General features: G+C 62.6%; 15 protein-coding genes. 5 read left to right on the top strand and 10 right to left on the bottom strand.

What is annotated here, in order from left to right:
• Positions 1-289: 289 nt before the first annotated feature.
• Complete coding sequence (locus QCE73_RS29950) at positions 290-1000, top strand: FadR/GntR family transcriptional regulator (RefSeq protein WP_035501832.1); 711 nt, start codon at positions 290-292, stop codon at positions 998-1000.
• A 211-nt stretch (positions 1001-1211) separates the two neighbouring features.
• Positions 1212-1685: a bacterioferritin gene (locus QCE73_RS29955; RefSeq protein ID WP_035501830.1), complete on the top strand. Its 474-nt coding sequence runs from the start codon at positions 1212-1214 to the stop codon at positions 1683-1685.
• 60 nt (positions 1686-1745) lie between these two features.
• Here the strand turns inward: QCE73_RS29955 and QCE73_RS29960 are convergent, their stop codons facing one another.
• Positions 1746-2402: a peroxiredoxin gene (locus tag QCE73_RS29960; RefSeq protein ID WP_035501829.1), complete on the bottom strand. Its 657-nt coding sequence runs from the start codon at positions 2400-2402 to the stop codon at positions 1746-1748.
• 444 nt (positions 2403-2846) lie between these two features.
• Here QCE73_RS29960 and QCE73_RS29965 point away from each other — a divergent pair, with 444 nt between their 5' ends.
• Positions 2847-4355, top strand: coding sequence for an amino acid permease (locus QCE73_RS29965; protein ID WP_309885278.1), 1509 nt, complete (start codon positions 2847-2849; stop codon positions 4353-4355).
• A 36-nt stretch (positions 4356-4391) separates the two neighbouring features.
• Here QCE73_RS29965 and QCE73_RS29970 read toward each other — a convergent pair whose 3' ends face one another.
• The 9 genes from QCE73_RS29970 to QCE73_RS30010 form a co-directional block, all read right to left on the bottom strand.
• On the bottom strand, positions 4392-6392 hold the full coding sequence (locus tag QCE73_RS29970; protein ID WP_309884779.1) for an acyl CoA:acetate/3-ketoacid CoA transferase: 2001 nt from the start codon (positions 6390-6392) through the stop codon (positions 4392-4394).
• A gap of 96 nt (positions 6393-6488) precedes the next feature.
• A complete protein-coding gene (locus QCE73_RS29975; RefSeq protein ID WP_309884780.1) occupies positions 6489-8414 on the bottom strand; it encodes a potassium transporter Kup in 1926 nt (641 codons plus the stop codon).
• 139 nt (positions 8415-8553) lie between these two features.
• Positions 8554-9390, bottom strand: coding sequence for a shikimate dehydrogenase (locus QCE73_RS29980; RefSeq protein WP_035501823.1), 837 nt, complete (start codon positions 9388-9390; stop codon positions 8554-8556).
• 99 nt (positions 9391-9489) lie between these two features.
• Positions 9490-10224 carry an ABC transporter ATP-binding protein gene (locus QCE73_RS29985; protein WP_309884781.1) on the bottom strand — a complete coding sequence of 245 codons (735 nt, stop codon included), beginning with the start codon at positions 10222-10224 and terminating at the stop codon, positions 9490-9492.
• A 691-nt stretch (positions 10225-10915) separates the two neighbouring features.
• Positions 10916-12859: a branched-chain amino acid ABC transporter ATP-binding protein/permease gene (locus QCE73_RS29990; protein ID WP_309884782.1), complete on the bottom strand. Its 1944-nt coding sequence runs from the start codon at positions 12857-12859 to the stop codon at positions 10916-10918.
• A gap of 10 nt (positions 12860-12869) precedes the next feature.
• Positions 12870-13742, bottom strand: a complete 873-nt coding sequence (locus QCE73_RS29995) for a branched-chain amino acid ABC transporter permease (RefSeq protein WP_035501820.1) — start codon at positions 13740-13742, stop codon at positions 12870-12872.
• A gap of 677 nt (positions 13743-14419) precedes the next feature.
• Positions 14420-15631, bottom strand: coding sequence for an ABC transporter substrate-binding protein (locus QCE73_RS30000; protein ID WP_371882252.1), 1212 nt, complete (start codon positions 15629-15631; stop codon positions 14420-14422).
• 417 nt (positions 15632-16048) lie between these two features.
• Complete coding sequence (locus QCE73_RS30005) at positions 16049-16789, bottom strand: anti-sigma factor (RefSeq protein WP_309884783.1); 741 nt, start codon at positions 16787-16789, stop codon at positions 16049-16051.
• On the bottom strand, positions 16779-17450 hold the full coding sequence (locus tag QCE73_RS30010; protein WP_187606250.1) for an RNA polymerase sigma factor: 672 nt from the start codon (positions 17448-17450) through the stop codon (positions 16779-16781). The genes QCE73_RS30005 and QCE73_RS30010 overlap by 11 nt, the downstream gene beginning before the upstream one ends.
• A 308-nt stretch (positions 17451-17758) precedes the next feature.
• Between QCE73_RS30010 and QCE73_RS30015 the strand changes: the two genes are divergently transcribed.
• Both QCE73_RS30015 and QCE73_RS30020 read left to right on the top strand, forming a co-directional pair.
• The gene (locus QCE73_RS30015) at positions 17759-18748 is read left to right on the top strand and encodes a metallophosphoesterase (protein ID WP_051627270.1); all 990 of its coding nucleotides are present in this window, start codon (positions 17759-17761) and stop codon (positions 18746-18748) included.
• Positions 18745-19158 carry a cupredoxin family copper-binding protein gene (locus QCE73_RS30020; RefSeq protein WP_035511099.1) on the top strand — a complete coding sequence of 138 codons (414 nt, stop codon included), beginning with the start codon at positions 18745-18747 and terminating at the stop codon, positions 19156-19158. The genes QCE73_RS30015 and QCE73_RS30020 overlap by 4 nt, the downstream gene beginning before the upstream one ends.
• The last annotated feature ends 4 nt before the right edge of the window (positions 19159-19162 follow it).

Consider the following 19162-nt stretch of genomic DNA (forward strand, 5'->3'; position numbering starts at 1 on the left):
TTAGCGGTGCACCATATTGTTAAAACAGGCCACGCGGAGATACGCTTCTTTCAGCGGATCGACGATGCTGTCCAAACAATGCCGACCGCTGCGGGGTATGCGGCTCATACCGCATCGATAGCTGAATCCGGGGACCAAATACACGGCGTGCCGGGGGGGAAGCGCTGCGCGCGAATGTTCGCCCGCGCGGTGCACCGACACGCCGTGAACTTAGACAAGCGCTGGCTCTGCCACTCGGCGACGAGGAGCGAGAAGCCACAGGCGTGGGCGTTATCACGAGAACAAAAACATGAATCATGGCTATGAAGCATCGCTCGTCAAACGCGTGGTGAACCAGCTCGTAGCGGGCATCGTGAGCGGCGAATACCAGGACAACGTGCTGCCGCCACAAGTCATCCTCTCGAAGCAGCACGGCGTGAGCCGGACCATCATGCGCGAGGCGCTGAGCATTCTCATCTCGCGCCGCATGCTCGACGTGCGACCCAAGACGGGCACACGTATCAAGCCCGCGCGGGAATGGCTCATCATGGATCCCGAGGTCGCCGAGTGGCGCATGCGCGCGCTGCATGACCCGGACTGCATACGCAGGCTGATCGAGTTCCGCGCGCTCGTCGATCCGCCCGCCGCCGCGCTCGCCGCGACGCGCGCGAACCGGCACCAGCGCATCGCCATCAATGCGGCCTATCAGCGGCTTTTGCACGCGAGTCCCTCCGAACCCCTTCAGTCCGCCGCGGAAGAGGCGCTACAGGCCGCTATCGTCGATGCAAGCGGCGACGAAGTGCTGCGCCAGATGGGCAGCGTCGTGCGCGTCGGCATCCGGACGATGAAGGCTGCCTTGCGCGCGCAGCCGCATGCGCTGCCGCGCGTGCCCGACTCGCAGCTCGGCGATTACGGCCGGCTCGTGCGGGCTATCGAAACCGCCGATGGAGACGGCGCGCGCACAGCCATGTCGCAGGTGCTGGCACGCACGGCTGCGCTCTGGATCGAAGAAATCGCCTGAATGCAGTGTTTCCGCCTTACCGGTGCCGCGGCCGCAGGGCCGCCTGCATCGCCTCCATAGCCGTTCCGGGCGCATATCTTGCGCGCCTCCAGCCGCAGTTTCGCCTCGCATGCGCCGTGCGCGTGACTACAATGAGTGATGCCGCGGCATGCGACGAATCATGGCCTCTCCGTCCTGCGGAGCGCCTGGCGTTGGAAAAACGGAGGCAAGAATGGCAGAGCTCGAAAAGGAAAAGGTCGTCGGCGTCCTGAACAGGATTCTCGAATCCGAACTGGCGGGCGTCGTGCGCTACACGCACTATTCGTTTCTCGTGTTCGGCTTCGGACGCATTCCGATCGTGTCGTGGCTGCGCGCGCAGGCCGACGAATCGCTCGTGCATGCGCATCAGGCCGGCGAATGGATCACGACGCTCGGCGCCTATCCATCGCTTGCAATCGGCCCGCTGCTCGACAATCACACCTTCGACATCGCGACGATCCTGCGCGAATCGCTGCAGGCGGAAAACGTCGCGCTCGGTCATTACCGCGACTTGCTGACGCTCGTCGAGGGCCGCTCCGTCGCGCTGGAGGAATACGCGCGGCAGATGATCGAAACCGAGGAGATGCACGCGGGCGAAGTGGACAAGATGCTGCGCAAGCCGGGCGAAGTCGAAACGTCGCCCGAACGCCGCACGGGGCACAACTGAGCTGAAATAAAAACGCCGGCCCGCGTGTGCGGCCGGCGTCCGGTTTCAGTTGCGCGTGCGTTACTTCGGCTGCGCCACCGTGCGCAGATACGGCTTCAGCGTCTTGAATCCGTCCGGATACTTCTTCTTCGCGTCGTCATCCGATACGGACGTGGGGATGATGACGTCCTCGCCCGGTTTCCAGTTCACCGGCGTCGCGACCGTGTGCTTCGCGTTCAGTTGCAGCGCGTCGAGCAGGCGCAGCACTTCGTCGAAGTTGCGGCCCGCGCTCATCGGATACGTGAACGTGGCCTTCACCTTCTTGTCCGGACCGACGATGAACACGGCGCGGATCGTCGCGTTGTCGGCTGCCGTGCGCGGATTCGCGCCGCTCGCATTCGGGTGGATCATGTCGTAGAGCTTCGCGACGTTCAGATCCGCGTCGCCGATCATCGGATAGTTGACCGCGGTGCCCTGCGTCTCCTCGATATCCTTGGCCCATTGCGAGTGATTCGTCACCGGATCGATCGAGAGGCCGATCACTTTCGTGCCGCGCTTGTCGAACTCGGGCTTGAGCTTGGCCATGTAGCCGAGCTCGGTCGTGCAGACGGGCGTGAAGTCCTTCGGATGCGAGAACAGGATCGCCCATTTGTCGCCGATCCACTCGTGAAAGCGAATCGTGCCTTCGGTCGTCTCCGCCGTGAAATCGGGGGCTTCATCACCAATGCGTATAGCCATATCAAATTCTCCACGTGAGGAAAGTCCGGTGAACGTTCCGCGAGCAACAGGAACGGATTCCGGGTTGAAAATCGCAACTGTGCAACTGATTATAGTTCGCCGCGCATCCGTGCTTTAAGCCGCCTGCATATGTCCTTGACCGTTGTGGGGTCTTGCGCCGCGCCAGCGCAGCGATGATCGGCTGCCGGCGCGGCACGTTTCCTGCTGCAAGCCGCTCGCCGTGCACGAACGTACTCGCAAAACGCGTCGTTGCACGCGCATCGCTCAGCAGCGCTCGAATTCCCCGGCAAAATCTGCTATCACGAAACGGCAATACGTCAGAACGAACGTGCAGGTGTGAAGCAAGCGGCGTGTGCATCATCCCGCACTTGAACGGGCGACAGACTTCGCCGCGCCACCGGGCGCGGCCTCGCTGCCGCCGCACAGGAGGCGATCGTGACCGTCATGCAAAGAAAGTCCGTTGCTACGCTGCAAAGCGAAGCGGAAGAAACCGAGGAAGTGCTTCAGGAACACGGCGGCCACACGCTGAAGCGTTCGCTCACCGCGCTCGATGTCGTCTTGCTCGGCATAGGCTGCATCATCGGCGCGGGGATTTTCGTGCTGACGGGCCACGCGGCCGCGACCAACGCCGGGCCCGCGATCATCCTGTCGTTCGTATTTGGCGCGATCGTCTGCGCGCTCGCGGGACTTTGTTATGCCGAAATGGCGTCCACGGTGCCGGTTTCCGGCAGCGCCTACACGTATGCCTATGCGACGATGGGCGAGCTGATCGCGTGGCTCATCGGCTGGGATCTGATCCTCGAATACGCGGTCGGCGCGACGACGGTCGCCATCGGCTGGTCCGGCTATGTCGTGAGCTTTCTGCATTCGCTCGGCATCGACATACCGGAGCAGCTCGCGAAAGCGCCCTTCGCCTACGATCCCGGTCACGGCTGGAGCCACGTCGGCGCGATTCTCAACGTGCCTGCGATGGTGATCGTCGGGCTCATCACGATGCTGCTCGTCGTCGGCATACGCGAGTCGGCGCGCGTGAACAGCTTCATCGTCATCATCAAGGTGCTGATCGTGCTCGCGTTCATCGCCGCGGGCATCGCGTTCGTGGACAAGAGCCACTGGGTCACCGCGCAAAACCCGACCGGCGCGTTCATTCCGCCGAATACCGGCGAATCGGGCGTGTTCGGCATGAGCGGCGTGCTGCGCGGCGCGGCAGTCGTGTTCTTTGCCTATATCGGTTTCGATTCGGTATCGTGCGTGGCGCAGGAGACGCGCAACCCGAAACGCGACATGCCGATCGGCCTGCTCGGCTCGCTCACGATTTGCACGATCCTCTATGTGCTCGTGTCGTATGTGCTGACGGGCATCGTGTCTTACGACAAGCTCAACGTGGCCGATCCGATCGCAGTCGGCGTCGATGCGATCGGCATGCGCTGGCTCTCGCCCATCGTCAAGCTGGGCGCGATCTTCGGCCTCACGTCGGTGATTCTCGTGCTGTTGCTGTCGCAGCCGCGCATCTTCTATTCGATGGCGCGAGACGGCCTCCTGCCGCCGTTCGCATCGAAGATTCATCCGCGCTTTCAGACGCCCTACATCACGACGATCATCACCGGCATCATCGTGATGATTCTGGCGGGGCTTTTGCCGATCGGGCTCGTCGGCGAACTGGTGAGCATCGGCACGCTGTTCGCGTTCATGGTGGTGTGCATCGGCGTGCTGGTGCTGCGCATCACGCAGCCGAATCTGGAGCGCGCGTTCAAGACACCCGCGGTGTATGTCGTCGCTCCGCTCGGCGCGTTGTCCTCGCTCTTCCTGATGTCCGGACTGCCCGCCGATACGTGGATACGGCTCATCGTATGGATGGCGATCGGCGTCGTCATCTACTTCGGCTACGGCATACGCCATAGCAGGCTGCGCAATCAGCAGGAGACTGCGCCGAAGCACACCGCGCGTGGATGACATGCAATGCAATGGGCCGCTCGACGCGGCCCATTGTCATTCGGACGCGCGTTTCGATTCGTGCTCGCGCGCTTCTTCAGGGCTTTCGTAGATATACGGTGCGACGCCGCGGCGCTTCAGTGCGTCGCCGAGCTTGAGGCGCAGGAAGCTGCTCGTCGTATAACGCGTCACGCGATCGTAAAGGCCATCGACGAGCTTCGTCACCATCTCCGAATAGGCGTCGAGCATGTCGGGCCGAATGGAAAAGTTATCGTAATTCACGATCGCGTGCGGCTTTGTCCTCATGGCCGCCAATTGCTTTTCGACTTCGACGCGTATCGCTTCGACATCGCTCAGGCTCTTTACTTCATGGCCTTCGAAGTTGATGAAGAAGAGATTCTTTTCCGGGTCGTAGCTGAAGCGTTCCGACAGATCGAGCCTGAGCAGCACATTGCGCAGACCCATCGGCGCGTCGCGGAAAATACGTTCGTCCATGAGACGCGGCGCCGTATCCATGATCGGCCTGAAGCCCATTTGCCCGACGATATCCCGCTCGATATCGATGCCGGGCGCGACTTCTGTCAACGCGAGGCCCTTGTCCGTGAGTTCGAACACGCAGCGCTCGGTGATATAGAGCACGGTCTGCCCGCGCTCGGCCGCATAACGGCCGCTGAACGTGCGATGCTCGACGGCCGCGACGAACTTGCGGCAATCGCCTTCGCGGCGAATCCTGAGCTTGCCGTCGCCGATAGCGACATCCAGCTTGCCCGCGTTGAACGTGCCCACGAACACCACTTTCTTCGCCGACTGGCTGATGTTGATGAAGCCGCCCGCGCCGGCCAGCTTCGGCCCGAACTTGCTCACGTTGAGATTGCCGTCGGCGTCCGCCTGCGCGAGACCGAGGAACGCGATATCGAGGCCGCCGCCATCGTAGAAATCGAACTGATACGGCTGATCGATGATCGCCTGCGTATTCGTGGCCGCGCCGAAGTTGAGGCCGCCCGCCGGTATGCCGCCGATCACGCCGGGCTCGGTCGTCATCGTGAAGAGGTCGATCACCTGCTCCTCGTTCGCGACGCTCGCGATGCCTTCCGGCATGCCGATGCCGAGATTGACGACGCTGTTGGCCATCAATTCGAAGGCGGCGCGCCGCGCGATGATCTTGCGTTCCGTGAGCGCCATCGGCGGCACCGAACTCGCCGCCACGCGCAGCTCGCTCGAAAATGCCGCGCTGTATTGCTCGCCGAAGGTCTGCCAGTGATTGTCGGACTTCGCGACCACGACGCAATCGACCATCACGCCGGGAATCTTCACATGACGCGAATTGAGCGTGTTCGATTCCGCGAGCCGCTCGACCTGCGCGATCACGATGCCGCCCGAATTGCGCGCGGCCATCGCGATGGACAGCGCTTCGAGCGTCAGCGCTTCCTTTTCCATCGTGATGTTGCCGTTCAGATCGGCTGTCGTGCCGCGCACGATCGCGACATCGATCGGAAAGGTCTTGTAGTACAGATAATCCGTGCCGTCGATATGCATGAGCCGCACGAGATCGTCGGTCGTGCGCGCGTTGAGCTTGCCGCCGCCGTTGCGCGGATCGACGAAGGTGCCGAGGCCGACCGTCGAGAGCTGCCCGGGCCGATGCGCGGCGATATCGCGAAAGAGTTGCGAGATCACGCCTTGCGGGAGGTTGTACGCTTCGACGCGGTTCTCGATCGCCATCTTCTGCAGGCCCGGCACGAGTCCCCAGTGGCCGCCTATCACGCGTTTGATCAGGCCTTCGTGCGCCAGGTGATTGAGGCCTTTCGTGCGGCCGTCGCCCTGACCCGCGGCATAGACCAGCGTCAGATCCGCGATCGGATCGCTGCCTTCGACGAAGCGTTCCTCCAGCGCGATCGCCACTTCCTCCGCGAAGCCGATGCCGACGAAACCGCTCGTCGCGAGCGTATCGCCCGAGCGAATGAGGCGCACCGCCTCGCGCGCGGAGACGATCTTGCCGCGCTCGACGAGGCGCGCGGCAGAGGGGAAAGGATGGCGGGTCGGCGGGCTGCTGGCGGTCATGGCGTCTCCTGTGTGCCGCATGTCTTGTCGTGAGTCTCGCGCGATCCGCGGCCGCCCGCTTGCGTCGGATGCACGCAAATCAGCCGATTTGCGCCGTCATATTTCGACCCGCGCGCCGAGCTCGATCACGCGATCGGCCGGTAATCGCAAATAGGCCGCTACGTTGCCCACATTGTGCAGCATGATCGCGAAGAGGCGTTCGCGCCATAAGGCCATGCCGGTGCCCGGCGTCGGCACTACGGTTGCGCGCGAAAGGAAATACGAAATCGTCGCGCGATCGAACTTGAGGCCCGAAGAGCGGCATTTTTCGAGCGCGGCAGGCAGGTCGACTTCGTCCTTGAAACCATAGATCACGGTCACCTGAAAACAGCCGTTGCCGAGCGTCTCGATACAAACGCGGCGCGCCTCCTCGACCCACGGCACCGGCTCGGTGGTGACCGTCAGAAACACCGTGTGTTCGTGCAGCACGCGGTTATGCATGAGGTTGTTCAGCAACGAATGCGGCACGCCGCTGGGATCGTTCGACATGAATATCGCCGTGCCCTCCACGCGTGCGGGCGCGCGTGCGATGAGGCTCTTGAGGAAGGGCTTGAGCGGCGTCGCGCCGGCGCGCACGCGAGCCTCCTGGATCATCATCTGCGCGCCGCGTCCCCACGTCGCCATGACGGTGAACATCACGAGACCGATAGCGACCGGGAACCAGCCGCCCTCCGCGATCTTCAGGCAATTCGCCGAGAAGAACATCGCGTCGATGACGAAGAAGAAGGCGGTCGCGACGACGCACAGCGCCCAGTTGTAGTGCCACGCGTAGCGGATCACGAAGAACGTCAGCACCGTCGTGATGAGCATCGTGCCGGTGACGGCGATGCCGTATGCGGAACCGAGCGCCGTCGACGAGCCGAAGCCCAGCACGGCCGCGACCACCGCGAGCAGGAGCGTCCAGTTGATGCCCGGCACATAGATCTGCCCGATCTCCTTCGCCGACGTGTACACGACGCTCATGCGCGGCAGGAAGCCGAGCTGCATGGCCTGCTTGGTCATCGAATAGGTGCCGGAGATGACGGCCTGCGATGCGATGACCGTCGCGATGGTCGAGAGCACGACCATCGGATAGAGCATCCACGACGGAAAGAGCCGGTAGAACGGATTCTGCAAGGCGCCCGGGTCCGCGATCAGCAGCGCGCCCTGACCGAGATAGTTGAGCGCGAGCGCGGGAAAGACGACGGCGAACCATGTGAGGCGGATCGGCCGCGAGCCGAAGTGCCCCATGTCGGCATAAAGTGCTTCGGCGCCCGTGAGCGAAAGCACGACCGCGCCGAGCGCGACGAACGCGAGCCAGCGGTGATGCAGGCAGAATGCGAGCCCTTCGAGCGGATTGAGCGAGACAAGAATATGCGGTGCATCCTTGATGTTCACGACACCCGACACCGCCAGTATCGCGAACCACAGCACCATCACCGGCCCGAACACCGCGCCGATGCCCGATGTGCCGTGCTTCTGCATCACGAAGAGCGCGATCAGCGCGACGAGCGTCACGGGCACGACATAGGGCTGCAATCCCGGCGCGGCCACTTCGAGCCCTTCCACCGCGCTCAGCACGGAAATGGCCGGCGTGATGACGCCATCGCCATAGAAGAGCGCGGCGCCCATCACGCCGACGAGCAACAGCACGTGCTTCAACCGCTTCTTCGATTCGACCGATGACGCCGCCAGTGCGAGCAGCGCCATGATGCCGCCTTCGCCGTGATTGTTGGCGCGCAGGATCAGCGTCACGTATTTGAGCGAGACGATGATCGTGAGCGACCAGAAGATGAGCGACACGATGCCGATCACGTTCGCGGGCTGCAATGGCAATCCGCCTGCGGGATCGAACACGGTCTTGAGCGTATAGAGCGGACTCGTGCCGATATCGCCGTAGACGACGCCGAGCGCCGCGAGCGAGAGCCCCAGCAACGCCGGGTGGCCGTGCGGCTCGGGCGCGTGCTTGTCGTCGGCCGGAACGCCGGGTGCAGTCGATCCCATGATTCCTCCCTTCCTTTTTCCGGGCCGCCGCGTGGGACGGCCTATTTGTCAGAGGATGAGCGTCTGCGTTGCTGTGTCGATCGAAGCTATGTCGATCAAAGTATAGGAACGAAGCGCGGTTATGTCCGCGCAAGCTTCCTTACGCATATTTGATCTGCGCGACCGCGCGCAAATCATCGGCGGTGGCCGTGCCGTAGCCGAAGAACTCCAGATACGCCGGAATCATTTCGAAAAGCATGTCCGTGCCGACCTGCACGGCGCAGCCCTTGTCCTTGGCCGCGCGCAAGAGCGGCGTGTACTCCGACTTCATCACCACTTCGCCCACGAACGTGCCCGGCGCGATGCGCTCGATATCGAACGGCAAGGGGTCTGTTTCCTTCATGCCGAGCGGCGTCGCGTTCACGATCACGTCGAAGCCGGCGGGATCTTTCGTGTCCGTTCTTACGACCAGCTTGGGATAGTGCTCCCGCAAGCGCGACGCGAGCCCTTCGACCGAAGCCGTGTTGGTATCGAAGATCGCGAGCTCTGCGACCCCAGCCGCCGCGAGCGATGCCGCGATCGGCGAACCGACGCCGCCGCTGCCGAGCACGAGCACGCTCGTGCCCGCGAGCTTGCGGCCCTTGCGTTCGACACCGCGAACGAAGCCCGCGCCATCGAACTGATCGCCGACGAGCGTGCCGTCGGGGCGTTTGAGGATCGCATTGCAGGCCCCGGCGATGCGCGCGGTCGGGCTGACTTCATCCATCAGGCCGACGGTCGTGATCTTGTGCGGCATGGTGACGAGCGCGCCGCGAATGTTGGTCAGCTTGAAAAGATGCGGCAGGAACGCGACGTAATCCTCGGGTTTGACGCCCATCGGCACGACGACGGCGTCGATGTTCTGTTTGTCGAACCAGGGGTTGTAGATCATCGGCGCCTTGAACGCTTCGGTCGGGTAGCCGAGGTGGGCAATCAGAGTGGTCTTGCCGCTGATCATGGCAGCTCCTTGTGAGGATGTCGCGTGCGCATGTTTGCGCGCGCCCGTCACCATGATAGTTCGGCTTCGCTTGCCGCAGTGCGGCATTTGTTCGAGGTGTCAGTGACTCGCGCCGAGATACGCGGCCTTAACCGATGGATCGTTGCGCAACTGCTCGGCCGGGCCGTGTGTCGCGACGCGGCCGTTCTCCAGCACATAGCCGTAATCCGCGACGTTGAGCGCGGCGGCGGCGAATTGCTCGACGAGCAGCATCGTGACGCCATCGGCTTTCAGGCGCTCGATGATGCGGAATACTTCGTCGACGAGAATGGGCGCGAGACCCATCGATGGTTCGTCGAGCAGCACGAGGTCGGGGTTGAGCATGATGGCGCGCGCCATCGCGAGCATTTGCTGTTCGCCGCCCGATAGCGTGCCTGCGAGCTGGTTGCGGCGCTCTTTCAATCGCGGGAACAGATCGATCGCGCGTTCGAGATCGGCGTTGACGTCGCCTTTCGGACGCGACCATGTCAGACGCGGGAATGCGCCGAGGAGCAGATTGTCGGTGACGGACATGGTCGCGAAGACGCGACGCCCCTCGGGGGAATGCGCGAGCCCGAGACGCGCGATCTTGTGCGACTCGAGCGAGTCGATGCGCTTTGCGTTGTTGCCGACGCCCATCGTGATTTCGCCTTCGGTCGGTTTGATCATGCCGGAGATCGCGCGCATGGTTGTGGTCTTGCCTGCGCCGTTGGAGCCTATCAGCGTGACTACCTTCGCTTTTGGCACGTCTAGCGAAATGCCGTGGAGGACTTTGACTTTGCCGTAGCCGGCGTGGAGGTTTTTTATCGTCAGCATTTGGGGGTTTTTCGCTTTAGGCTATTTGTCGTGGAATCCTGATTTCGCGTCGGTCTATTTGCTCTGCCCCTGTGCGGGGCGGCAGTCACTTTCTTTGCTGCTGCAAAGAAAGTAACCAAAGAAACAGCTATCCCCAGCCTAAGCACTTCACACCGGCCGCGGCACAGGCGATTGGCCTAATGGCCCGGCGCTAGAGAGTGCCCTCACAAGCAGACACGGGCTTGGACCGCGCACGGTCTGACTCATCGCACCACACAACACACTGGTTCAGCACCAAATAGCTCCGGCCTGCTTCGCGGCCGACCGGTCAATCGGGTGCGCGTGGGCTTCTTTGCTGATGTCTCAAACTCAATGCACCGCACATGTATTCCGTTGGTTTCCCTTGTAGACCCAGCGGCAGCGCGTAGCGCTGTGCCGGAGCTATTTGGTGCTGAACCAGCGCCTTAAAACAACTAGCTCGTCAGACCGTGCGCGAGCCAAGCCCGATTGGGCCTTTGGGGGCGACACTTAGGCGAGTGCCATCGGCGGCTGGCAAGCATGGCCAAACTGCGTGTGACCTCGGGCCTGAACGAGCTGCTTTCTTTGGTTACTTTCTTTGCAGCAGCAAAGAAAGTGACTGCCGCCCCGCATAGGGGCAGTGCTAATAGACCACCGCGAAACCGGGATCCGGCGACGCGAAAAAACCCCAAAATCAAGCAACCTGAGCCGCCTGCCCACCCAAATAAGCCTCGATAACTTTCTCATTAGCCTGAATCTCCGAAGGCTTCCCTTCAGCGATCTTCTGCCCGAAATCCAGCACGGAAACGGTATCGCAAACACTCATGACGACATCCATATGATGCTCGATCAGAACGAGCGTAATCCCATGATTGCGCACCTTGCGAATGATCGCGACGAGTTCGCGAATATCCGGCGCGGTCAACCCCGCCGCTGGTTCATCGAGCAAAAGCAATTGCGGATCGAGCGCCAGAGCACGAGCTATCTCAAGCAGACGCTGCTTGCCATAAGGTAAATTCCGCGCTTCCTCCGCAGCCGCATTCTCCAGCCCGACAAAGCGCAGCATGTTGAACGCACGCTCACGCGCCGCACGTTCCTCACGTCGATATCGCGGACTCATCACGCCGACATCCGCGAAGTTCGACTCGAACGTGTGATGCAAGCCGACGAGCACATTCTCCAGCGCCGTCATCTCGCCAAAGAGCTGCACGTTCTGAAACGTCCGCGCAATGCCCGACAGCGCGATCTTCGACGACGTCCGCCCCGCGAGCGACTGCCCTTCGTATTCGATCGCACCCGCCGTCGGCACATAGATGCCCGTCAGCACGTTCATCATCGTGCTCTTGCCCGAGCCGTTCGGTCCAATGAGGCCGTGGATCGTGCCGCGCTTCACCGTCAGGTTCACGTCGTTCAACGCCTTCAGGCCGCTGAACTGCATCAGCACGCCGCGCACATCGAGGATCGTATCCGCGCCCTGCGTGCCGACCGCCGCCACCGCATCGTCCTGGCGCGTCTGGGTCGCGAGTTCATCGGTATCGACCTTCGTCACACGCACGCGGCCGAGGTTCAGCGTCTTGCGCACGAAGCCGACGATGCCGTCCTGCAGGTAATACACGACGAGCAGGATCATCAGACCGAAGATGGTGAGGCGCCAGTCGGTCAGCGCTTCGATCCAGAACGAAAACACCGCGAGACCCGCCGTGCCGATGACCGGCACCGCCACACGCTGCGGCGTCGTGGTCTTGCGCACGAGCGCGAGCACCGCGCCCGCGACGACGACGACCGCCAGCGCCGTCGCGACGACGCGAAAGTTTGCGATATCGTCGAGCAGCTTGGGCAACATCACGATCACCGTCGAGCCGATGATCGCGCCCGTGCGCGTCTTGCGCCCGCCCATGATGATCGCGAGCAGGAACAGGATCGTCAGCTCGAAGTTATACGTGTTCGGGGAAATGTACTGCTCGGAATACGAATAGAGACACCCCGCAAGTCCCGCGAAGCCCGCGCTGATCACGAACGCATAGACCTTGTAGCGATACACCGACACGCCCATGCAATCCGATGCGATCGGGCTATCGCGCAACGCCTCGAACGCGCGCCCGAGATGCGACTTCAGCACGCGATGCACGACGATCAGCGACACGACCAGCAATGCCGCGACGAGCCAGTAGTACTGCACTTCGTCGAGCCTGTGACCCGCGAACATCGGCTTCGGGATCTTGAGGCCCATCGGGCCGTTCGTCAGGAAATCCATCTCGTTGATAAGGATCTGGATGATCGTGCCGAACGCGAGCGTCACCATCGCGAGATACGGGCCGGACACGCGCAGCGCGGGCAACGCGAGGATCGCGCCGAAGCCGGCCGTCACCAGAATCGACAGCGGCGCCGTCACATAGAACGGCATGCCGAGCTTCATGAACAGCACGCCCGCCGTGTACGCGCCCACGCCGAACAGACCCGCATGACCGAGCGACACCTGCCCGGTATAACCCACCACGATATCGAGCCCGAACAAAAGGATCGCGTAAATCATGATGGTTTCGACGAGGTGGATGTAATACGGATTGCCCGACACCACCGGGAAAATCGCGAGCACGGCAAGTCCGGCGATCGCTGCAATCCAGTTCTTTGCTTTCATCGTCGCCGCCTCAGACTTTCTTGATCGCCATCTTGCCGAAGAGACCTGCGGGCTTGACCGCGAGCACGATCAAGAGCAGCACGAGTCCCGGCACGTCCTTGTAGCCGGTGGAAATATAGAATCCGGTCGTCGTTTCCGCGATGCCGAGAATCATCCCGCCGACGATGATGCCCATGCCGCTCGACAAGCCGCCGATAATCGCGACGGCGAAGGCCTTGAGGCCCAGCACCGCGCCCATCGTTGCGCCCGTCAATGTGAGCGGCGCGATCAAAACCCCTGCAAATGCAGCGGTCAGCGATGAAAGCGCATACGAGAACGTGATGACGAGCCCGGTGTTGATGCCCATGAGCGACGCCGCATCGCGATCGTTCGCGGTCGCGACCACGGCCTTGCCGAAGATCGTCTTGCGGTTGAAGAACTCGACCGCGAGCATCATCACGAGCGCGCCGCCGACGACGAGCAGTTCCATCGGCAGCACGTTTGCGCCGAACACCTTGAGCGGCGCTTCGGGCAGCGGCGACGGAAAGCGCAGATCGTCGCGGCCCCATACGTTTTCCGCGACGTTCTTGAAGATGATGCCGAGCGCGATCGTCGACATGATCCAGCCGAATTCGGACTTGATTTTGATGGCGGGCCGCACGCCGATGCGCTCGACGAACGCGCCTTGCATCAGGCCGAAGAGGCATACGAGCGGAATCATCAGCCAGTAGTTGACGCCTGCGGAGACGAGCGTGAGGCCGACGAGCGCGCCGAGCATCAGGGCATCGCCCTGGCCGAAGTTCAATGTGCCCGATGTGGCGAAGGTGAGTTGATAGCCGAATGCGATCACGGCGTAGATCATGCCGAGGGCTATGCCGCTGTAGATGAGTTGCAGAAGGATCATCGCGGGGGGTTTTTGGGCGGTTGGGGTTGGTGCGCTTATGCTTTCGTGGAATCCTGCTTTCTTGTCGGTCTATTTGTGTTGCCCCTCCCCGGGGCGGGGGTCACTTTCTTTGCTGCTGCAAAGAAAGTAACCAAAGAAACAGCTTTCCCCAGCCTAAGCACTTCACGCCGGCCGCGGCACAGACGATTGGCTGAATGGCCCGGCAATAGCGAGTGCCCCCACAAGCAGACAAGGGCTTGGACCGCGCACGGTCTGACTCATCGCACCGCACAACACACTGGTTCAGCACCAAATAGCTCCGGCCCGCTTCGCGGCCGATGGGTCAATCGGGCGCGCGCGCGCTCCCTCTTCGGTTTCCCTCGCATACCCCACGGCAGCGCGTAGCGCTGTGCCGAAGCTATTTGGTGCTGAACCAGCGCCTTAAAACAACCAGCTTGTCGGACCGTGCGCGAGCCAAGCCCGAGTGGGCCTTTGGGGGCGACACTTAGGCGAGGGCCACCGCGGGCTGGCAAGCATGGCCAAACTGCGTGTGACCGCGGGCGGTGAGAAGCTGCTTTCTTTGGTTACTTTCTTTGCAGCAGCAAAGAAAGTGACCCCCGCCCCGGGGAGGGGCAGTGCCAATAGACCGACACGAAATCAGGATTCCACCGGCAAAGCCCCTAAAAACAACGGCAACGTCAATTAGAAGCAGTAGTAGCCTGCTTGCTACGCAAAGTCCCGCCGCCTTTCTTGTCGGCGTCATACGCATAGATCACGCGGCCGCTCTTCACCTCACCGATCACCGGCACATTCGGCGAAATCGCTTCGTGATCGCCCTTCGAGAAAGGCTTGTCGTAGACCATCACCACGCCTTCGACCTTCGTGTTAAGGCCTTCGAGCGCTTCCTTCACCTTAGGACCGTCCGTCGTGCCGGCCTGCTTGATCGCCGCCGCAAGCAGGTACACCGAGTCATAACCTTGCGCCGCCGACACCGGCGAATCGATGCGATCGTTCTTCGGCTTGAATTCCTTCAGGTACGCATCGATGAAGGCCTTGCGCTTCGGCGTATTCGCTTCCTGAATGAAGGTCTGCGGCATGCGCGCGCCTTCGCCGTTCGCACCGGCATTGTCGATATAGTTCGCCATCGAAAGCGTCCAGCTGCCGATCAACGGCACCTTCCAGCCGAGCTTCGACATGCCGTTCGCGATCTGCGCAAGCTCCGGCCCGATGCCGTAAGTCAGCACCGCTTCGGCGCCCGCTTCTTTCGCCTTCAGCAACTGGGCCGTCATGTCGACGTCCTTGATGTTGAATTTTTCGACGGCCACGGGCTTCACGCCCTTCGCGGCCAGCGCCTTTTCAAGATCTTCGCGGCCAAGCTGACCATAGTTCGTCGAATCGGCGAGAATCGCGACCTTCTTGAAGCCACGCTTCGTCACCGCTTCCTCGACGATCATCGGCGCCTGGATGCGGTCGGCGGCCGCGTTGCGGAACACGTAGTTATCGGGCTGATCGTCGAATTGCTTCGTCACCACCGTGCCGGTCGCGACATTGTTGAAGACGGGAATCTTCGCTTCCTGGAAGAAGCGCTGCGACGCGAGCGCCACACCCGTATTGATATAGCCGACAACCGCGACGACCTTCTCCTTGTTGATGAGCTCCTGCGCGATCTGCACGCCGCGTTCGTTCTTCGCTTCATCATCGCGTTCGACGAGCACGATCTGGCGGCCAAGCACGCCGCCGGACTTGTTGATTTCCGCCGTGGCGAGACGAACGCCGTCGCGCATGCTGACACCCATGGAAGACGAACCGCCCGTAAACGGACCATCGACGCCAATCTTGATCGGGTCCGCCGCGTGCGCCATCGAGAAAACGCCGAACGCGAGCGTGCTCGCGATGAGCTTCATCTTCATACCCATGTGTGTCTCCATCGCCTGATCGTTTTTTGAAAGTCCCATGCATCGCGCGAAAAGCCTGCAACGCTTTTTAAATGCATTGCGCGTTATCGATTACATGGGCTGTGAGCGAGTGTAGAAAAATGTAAGGATATGACCATATTCGGACATACCCGAAGAGCACGAGCGTTAGCCCACACCTGACGCATCGTAAGCGTGCACGGCATGGAATAAGCGTTAAAGAAGCATTGCGCGGACAGGATTTGGACAGCATCCCGAAGCGTTTTCAGAGCTTCGTGAAAGCGAAGAGACAGCGGGTATACGCTTAAGGCCGCGCATAAAAAAACGCGCGGCGTCCCCGGAGGATCACCGCGCGCAACCTTGCGCACTCTCAGGTTCTTTCAGCGAATAAGCGCTTTATCGCCATGCACCGCTTTAGCGCGGCGCGCCGGTTTCGATCGCGTGGGCGAACTGACGCAGCACCGCGCCCGACGCATCGGTGACGGCCCAGAACGTCATGCCGTCATGGTTCCAGCGCGCGAGTGCATAACCATCGTCGGACTGCGTGACGACCGGCGAGAACTCCTTGTCGTTCGTCTCGCTCTTCACGTCGCCTTTGCGCTCGGGAAACACGTACACGTCGATCGGATGCTTCAGGTAGCGATACACCACCACCGCCACCGGCCGATGATCGATGTAATCGAGCCGCCCGCCGACGAGCGCGAAGCCCGGCCCCGCCGGATCGATCACCGGCGGCGCATAGTCGATGCGGCCGTTGAACCACGGCTTCACCGTGTGCTTGTCGCTGGAGAGCACGTCGATCGGACGGTCCGACATCAACGCGCGCACATGGCTCGACACGATCTCCTGCGCGATCGGCGAAGCGCCCGCCACGCCCGTCATGAGCGGCGCGGCCTGGAACCACAGCATCGCGCCGAGCACGAGCGCTGAGAGCGTCGCGCCCGCGAACGCGCCGCCGAAGAACGGCCAGGGCGCCGCGAACAGGTTGCTCCAGCCGCGCTTCGCCGCGCGCTCCGGCAAGCGTGTGCGGGCGTCCCGTTCGGCTTCCTCCCGCACACGCGCCAGCACTTGCGCGCGCAGATGCACGGGTGCGCGCTGATAGAGCGAACCATCGGTGAGCCTCGTATCGAGCGAGGCGGTGTCGTTATTTTCCATTTCCCGACTCCTCTGAATGTCCCGGTCCGGCACGGCGCACGAGCCGCACGCTCGGCTTGTCCTGCCCGCCCTGAGCCGCGCGAACCGCCCCCGCCAGCATTTTGCGGCCGCGCGCGAGCCGCGACATCACCGTGCCGATCGGCACGCCCGTCACGGATGCGACTTCCTTGTAACTCATGTCTTCCAGCTCACGTAACACCAGCACCTCGCGAAAGGCGATCGGCAGCGCCTCCAGCGCGCGATGCACCAGATGAACTTCGTCGCGGCGCACGGCGAGCGTCTCCGGATCGGCCGCGCCTTCCTCCGACCAGCCCGGCAACGCCTCGTCGCCACCCAGTTCCTCGTCGTAGGGCGTCGCGTCCGCGAGTTGCACGCGCCGCCGCCATTCCGTGAACCACGTATTGCGCACGATCGCGAGCAGCCAAGCCCGCGCGTTCGCTTCCTCGCCGCCCTCGAATCCGCCGAAAAAACGGAACGCGCGCAGATACGCTTCCTGCACGACATCGTCGGCGTCGGTCGCGCTGCCCGACAGCCAGCGCGCGAGGTTGTACGCGGCGTCCAGGTGCGGCATCACCGTCGCCTCGAAGCGCGCGTGCACCGCCTCGGCGCCCGCCTGGCCGCGGCGCCCGGACTTGTCTTCTTTCGACCTGCTTGGCCACATCGCGCGGGTCTCCTTTCGACAACCACGTTCGGAAAACATCGTTCGGGCGCGCCCGGCATCGCTTTCTCGCGCCTTCCCCACCGTTACTCCTCTCGCGGACGGTTTATTCCCGTTTGCAGCAGCGACTCAAAAAAATATAGCGGGAATATCCCGCCGTCTTCACCGGTTCGATGGACGGATGCCCAAGCGACCTCGCCCGAACGAAGCGTACGTCGCCGGCCTCGCGCCCATGCATCGAGCCGCCGTGGGCGCGATTTTGCCGATTCGAATGACAAGAACCGCGGCCGCAATCCTCAGAGGACCCCATCATGAAACCCGACCCGACCGCACTGCCGCCCGCGCAGGAACGCGACGAACTCGACGAGCACGGCAAGCGCCGCCGCACCGCCCTCTCCTGCATGGCCTGGGCGGGCGCCGGCGTCATCTGGACCGTGAGCGGCGGCGTGCCCGTCTCGCGCCTGATTTCATCGGCGGAAGCTGCGGAGAAGACGAGTTCGTTCAGCTTCGTGCAGATCAGCGACAGCCATATCGGCTTCAACAAGGATCCGAACACCGAGCCGACGAGCACGCTCGAAGAGGCGGTCAACCGCGTGAGCACGATGAAGACGCGCCCCGCCTTCATGATCCACACGGGCGACATCACGCACATGTCGAAGCCCGGCCAGTTCGACACGGCCACGCAGATCATCAACAAGGCCGGCATGGACGTGCATTACGTGCCGGGCGAGCACGACGTGCTGGTCGAGGACGGCAATCCGTTCTTCGAGCGCTTTTCCGGGCAGTACGGCAAGGACAGCACGCGCCACTGGTACAGCTTCGATCAGGGCGGCGTGCATTTCATCGGCCTCACCAACGTGATCGACCTGAAGGGCGGCGGCCTCGGCTTTCTCGGCGATGCGCAACTCGCGTGGCTCAAGGCCGACCTGCAGGGCAAATCGAGCAGCACGCCGATCGTCGTGTTCGCGCACATCCCGCTGTGGGCGCTGTATCCGCAATGGGGCTGGGGCACCGACGACAGCGCGCAGGCGCTCGCGCTGCTCAAGCGCTTCGGCTCGGTGACGGTATTGAATGGCCACGTCCATCAGGTGGCGCAAAAAGTGGAGGGAGAGATGCGTTTCTATTCGGCGATGTCGACAGCGTTTCCGCAACCCGCGCCGGGCGCGCCGTCCGGGCCCGGACCGATGAAGGTGCCCGCGGAGCAGTTGCGTACGATGCTCGGCTTGCGCGAAGTCACGCATATCGCCGGGCGCTCGCAACTGGCCATCACCGACACGGCGCTTGCCGCCGCGCAGTCATGAACGCCGCCATGATCGCGAGCTATGTCTCGCCCGCCAATCTCCGTCCGCTCGCCGGCAAGTTCCTGCGCAAGGCCGCGTTCGCGCTCGTCGTGAAGGGTGTCATCAGCGCCGCGATTCCGTCGGCCTGTGCGCAGGAGCCCGCGCAACAGGTCGCGGCGGCCAACGCGCCGACCATCTCCATCGACAACTTCGCGTTCAGCCAGCCGGCCCTCACCGTGCCGGTCGGCACGAAGGTGACGTGGGTGAATCACGACGACATGCTGCACACCGTCGCCGATGAAGGAAAGAGCTTCAAGTCCGATCCGCTCGACAGCGGCGAGAGCTTCTCGCATGTGTTCGACAAGCCGGGCACGTACAAGTACTTCTGCTCGCTGCATCCGCACATGACGGGGACGATCGTCGTGCAATGAGCGC

It is taken from the genome of Caballeronia sp. LZ029, from assembly GCF_031451275.1.
Classification (GTDB): Bacteria; Pseudomonadota; Gammaproteobacteria; order Burkholderiales; family Burkholderiaceae; genus Caballeronia; species Caballeronia jiangsuensis.

What these genes read in the sequence shown, in the direction of transcription:
- QCE73_RS29965 (WP_309885278.1), top strand. Translation starts at nt 2,847, where the DNA reads ATGCAAAGAAAGTCCGTTGCTACGCTGCAAAGCGAAGCGGAAGAAACC.
- QCE73_RS29985 (WP_309884781.1), bottom strand. Translation starts at nt 10,224, where the DNA reads ATGCTGACGATAAAAAACCTCCACGCCGGCTACGGCAAAGTCAAAGTC.
- QCE73_RS30020 (WP_035511099.1), top strand. Translation starts at nt 18,745, where the DNA reads ATGAACGCCGCCATGATCGCGAGCTATGTCTCGCCCGCCAATCTCCGT.
- QCE73_RS29970 (WP_309884779.1), bottom strand. Translation starts at nt 6,392, where the DNA reads ATGACCGCCAGCAGCCCGCCGACCCGCCATCCTTTCCCCTCTGCCGCG.
- QCE73_RS29995 (WP_035501820.1), bottom strand. Translation starts at nt 13,742, where the DNA reads ATGATCCTTCTGCAACTCATCTACAGCGGCATAGCCCTCGGCATGATC.
- QCE73_RS29960 (WP_035501829.1), bottom strand. Translation starts at nt 2,402, where the DNA reads ATGGCTATACGCATTGGTGATGAAGCCCCCGATTTCACGGCGGAGACG.
- QCE73_RS30000 (WP_371882252.1), bottom strand. Translation starts at nt 15,631, where the DNA reads ATGAAGATGAAGCTCATCGCGAGCACGCTCGCGTTCGGCGTTTTCTCG.
- QCE73_RS30005 (WP_309884783.1), bottom strand. Translation starts at nt 16,789, where the DNA reads ATGGAAAATAACGACACCGCCTCGCTCGATACGAGGCTCACCGATGGT.
- QCE73_RS30015 (WP_051627270.1), top strand. Translation starts at nt 17,759, where the DNA reads ATGAAACCCGACCCGACCGCACTGCCGCCCGCGCAGGAACGCGACGAA.
- QCE73_RS29955 (WP_035501830.1), top strand. Translation starts at nt 1,212, where the DNA reads ATGGCAGAGCTCGAAAAGGAAAAGGTCGTCGGCGTCCTGAACAGGATT.
- QCE73_RS29975 (WP_309884780.1), bottom strand. Translation starts at nt 8,414, where the DNA reads ATGGGATCGACTGCACCCGGCGTTCCGGCCGACGACAAGCACGCGCCC.
- QCE73_RS29980 (WP_035501823.1), bottom strand. Translation starts at nt 9,390, where the DNA reads ATGATCAGCGGCAAGACCACTCTGATTGCCCACCTCGGCTACCCGACC.
- QCE73_RS29950 (WP_035501832.1), top strand. Translation starts at nt 290, where the DNA reads ATGAATCATGGCTATGAAGCATCGCTCGTCAAACGCGTGGTGAACCAG.
- QCE73_RS30010 (WP_187606250.1), bottom strand. Translation starts at nt 17,450, where the DNA reads ATGTGGCCAAGCAGGTCGAAAGAAGACAAGTCCGGGCGCCGCGGCCAG.
- QCE73_RS29990 (WP_309884782.1), bottom strand. Translation starts at nt 12,859, where the DNA reads ATGAAAGCAAAGAACTGGATTGCAGCGATCGCCGGACTTGCCGTGCTC.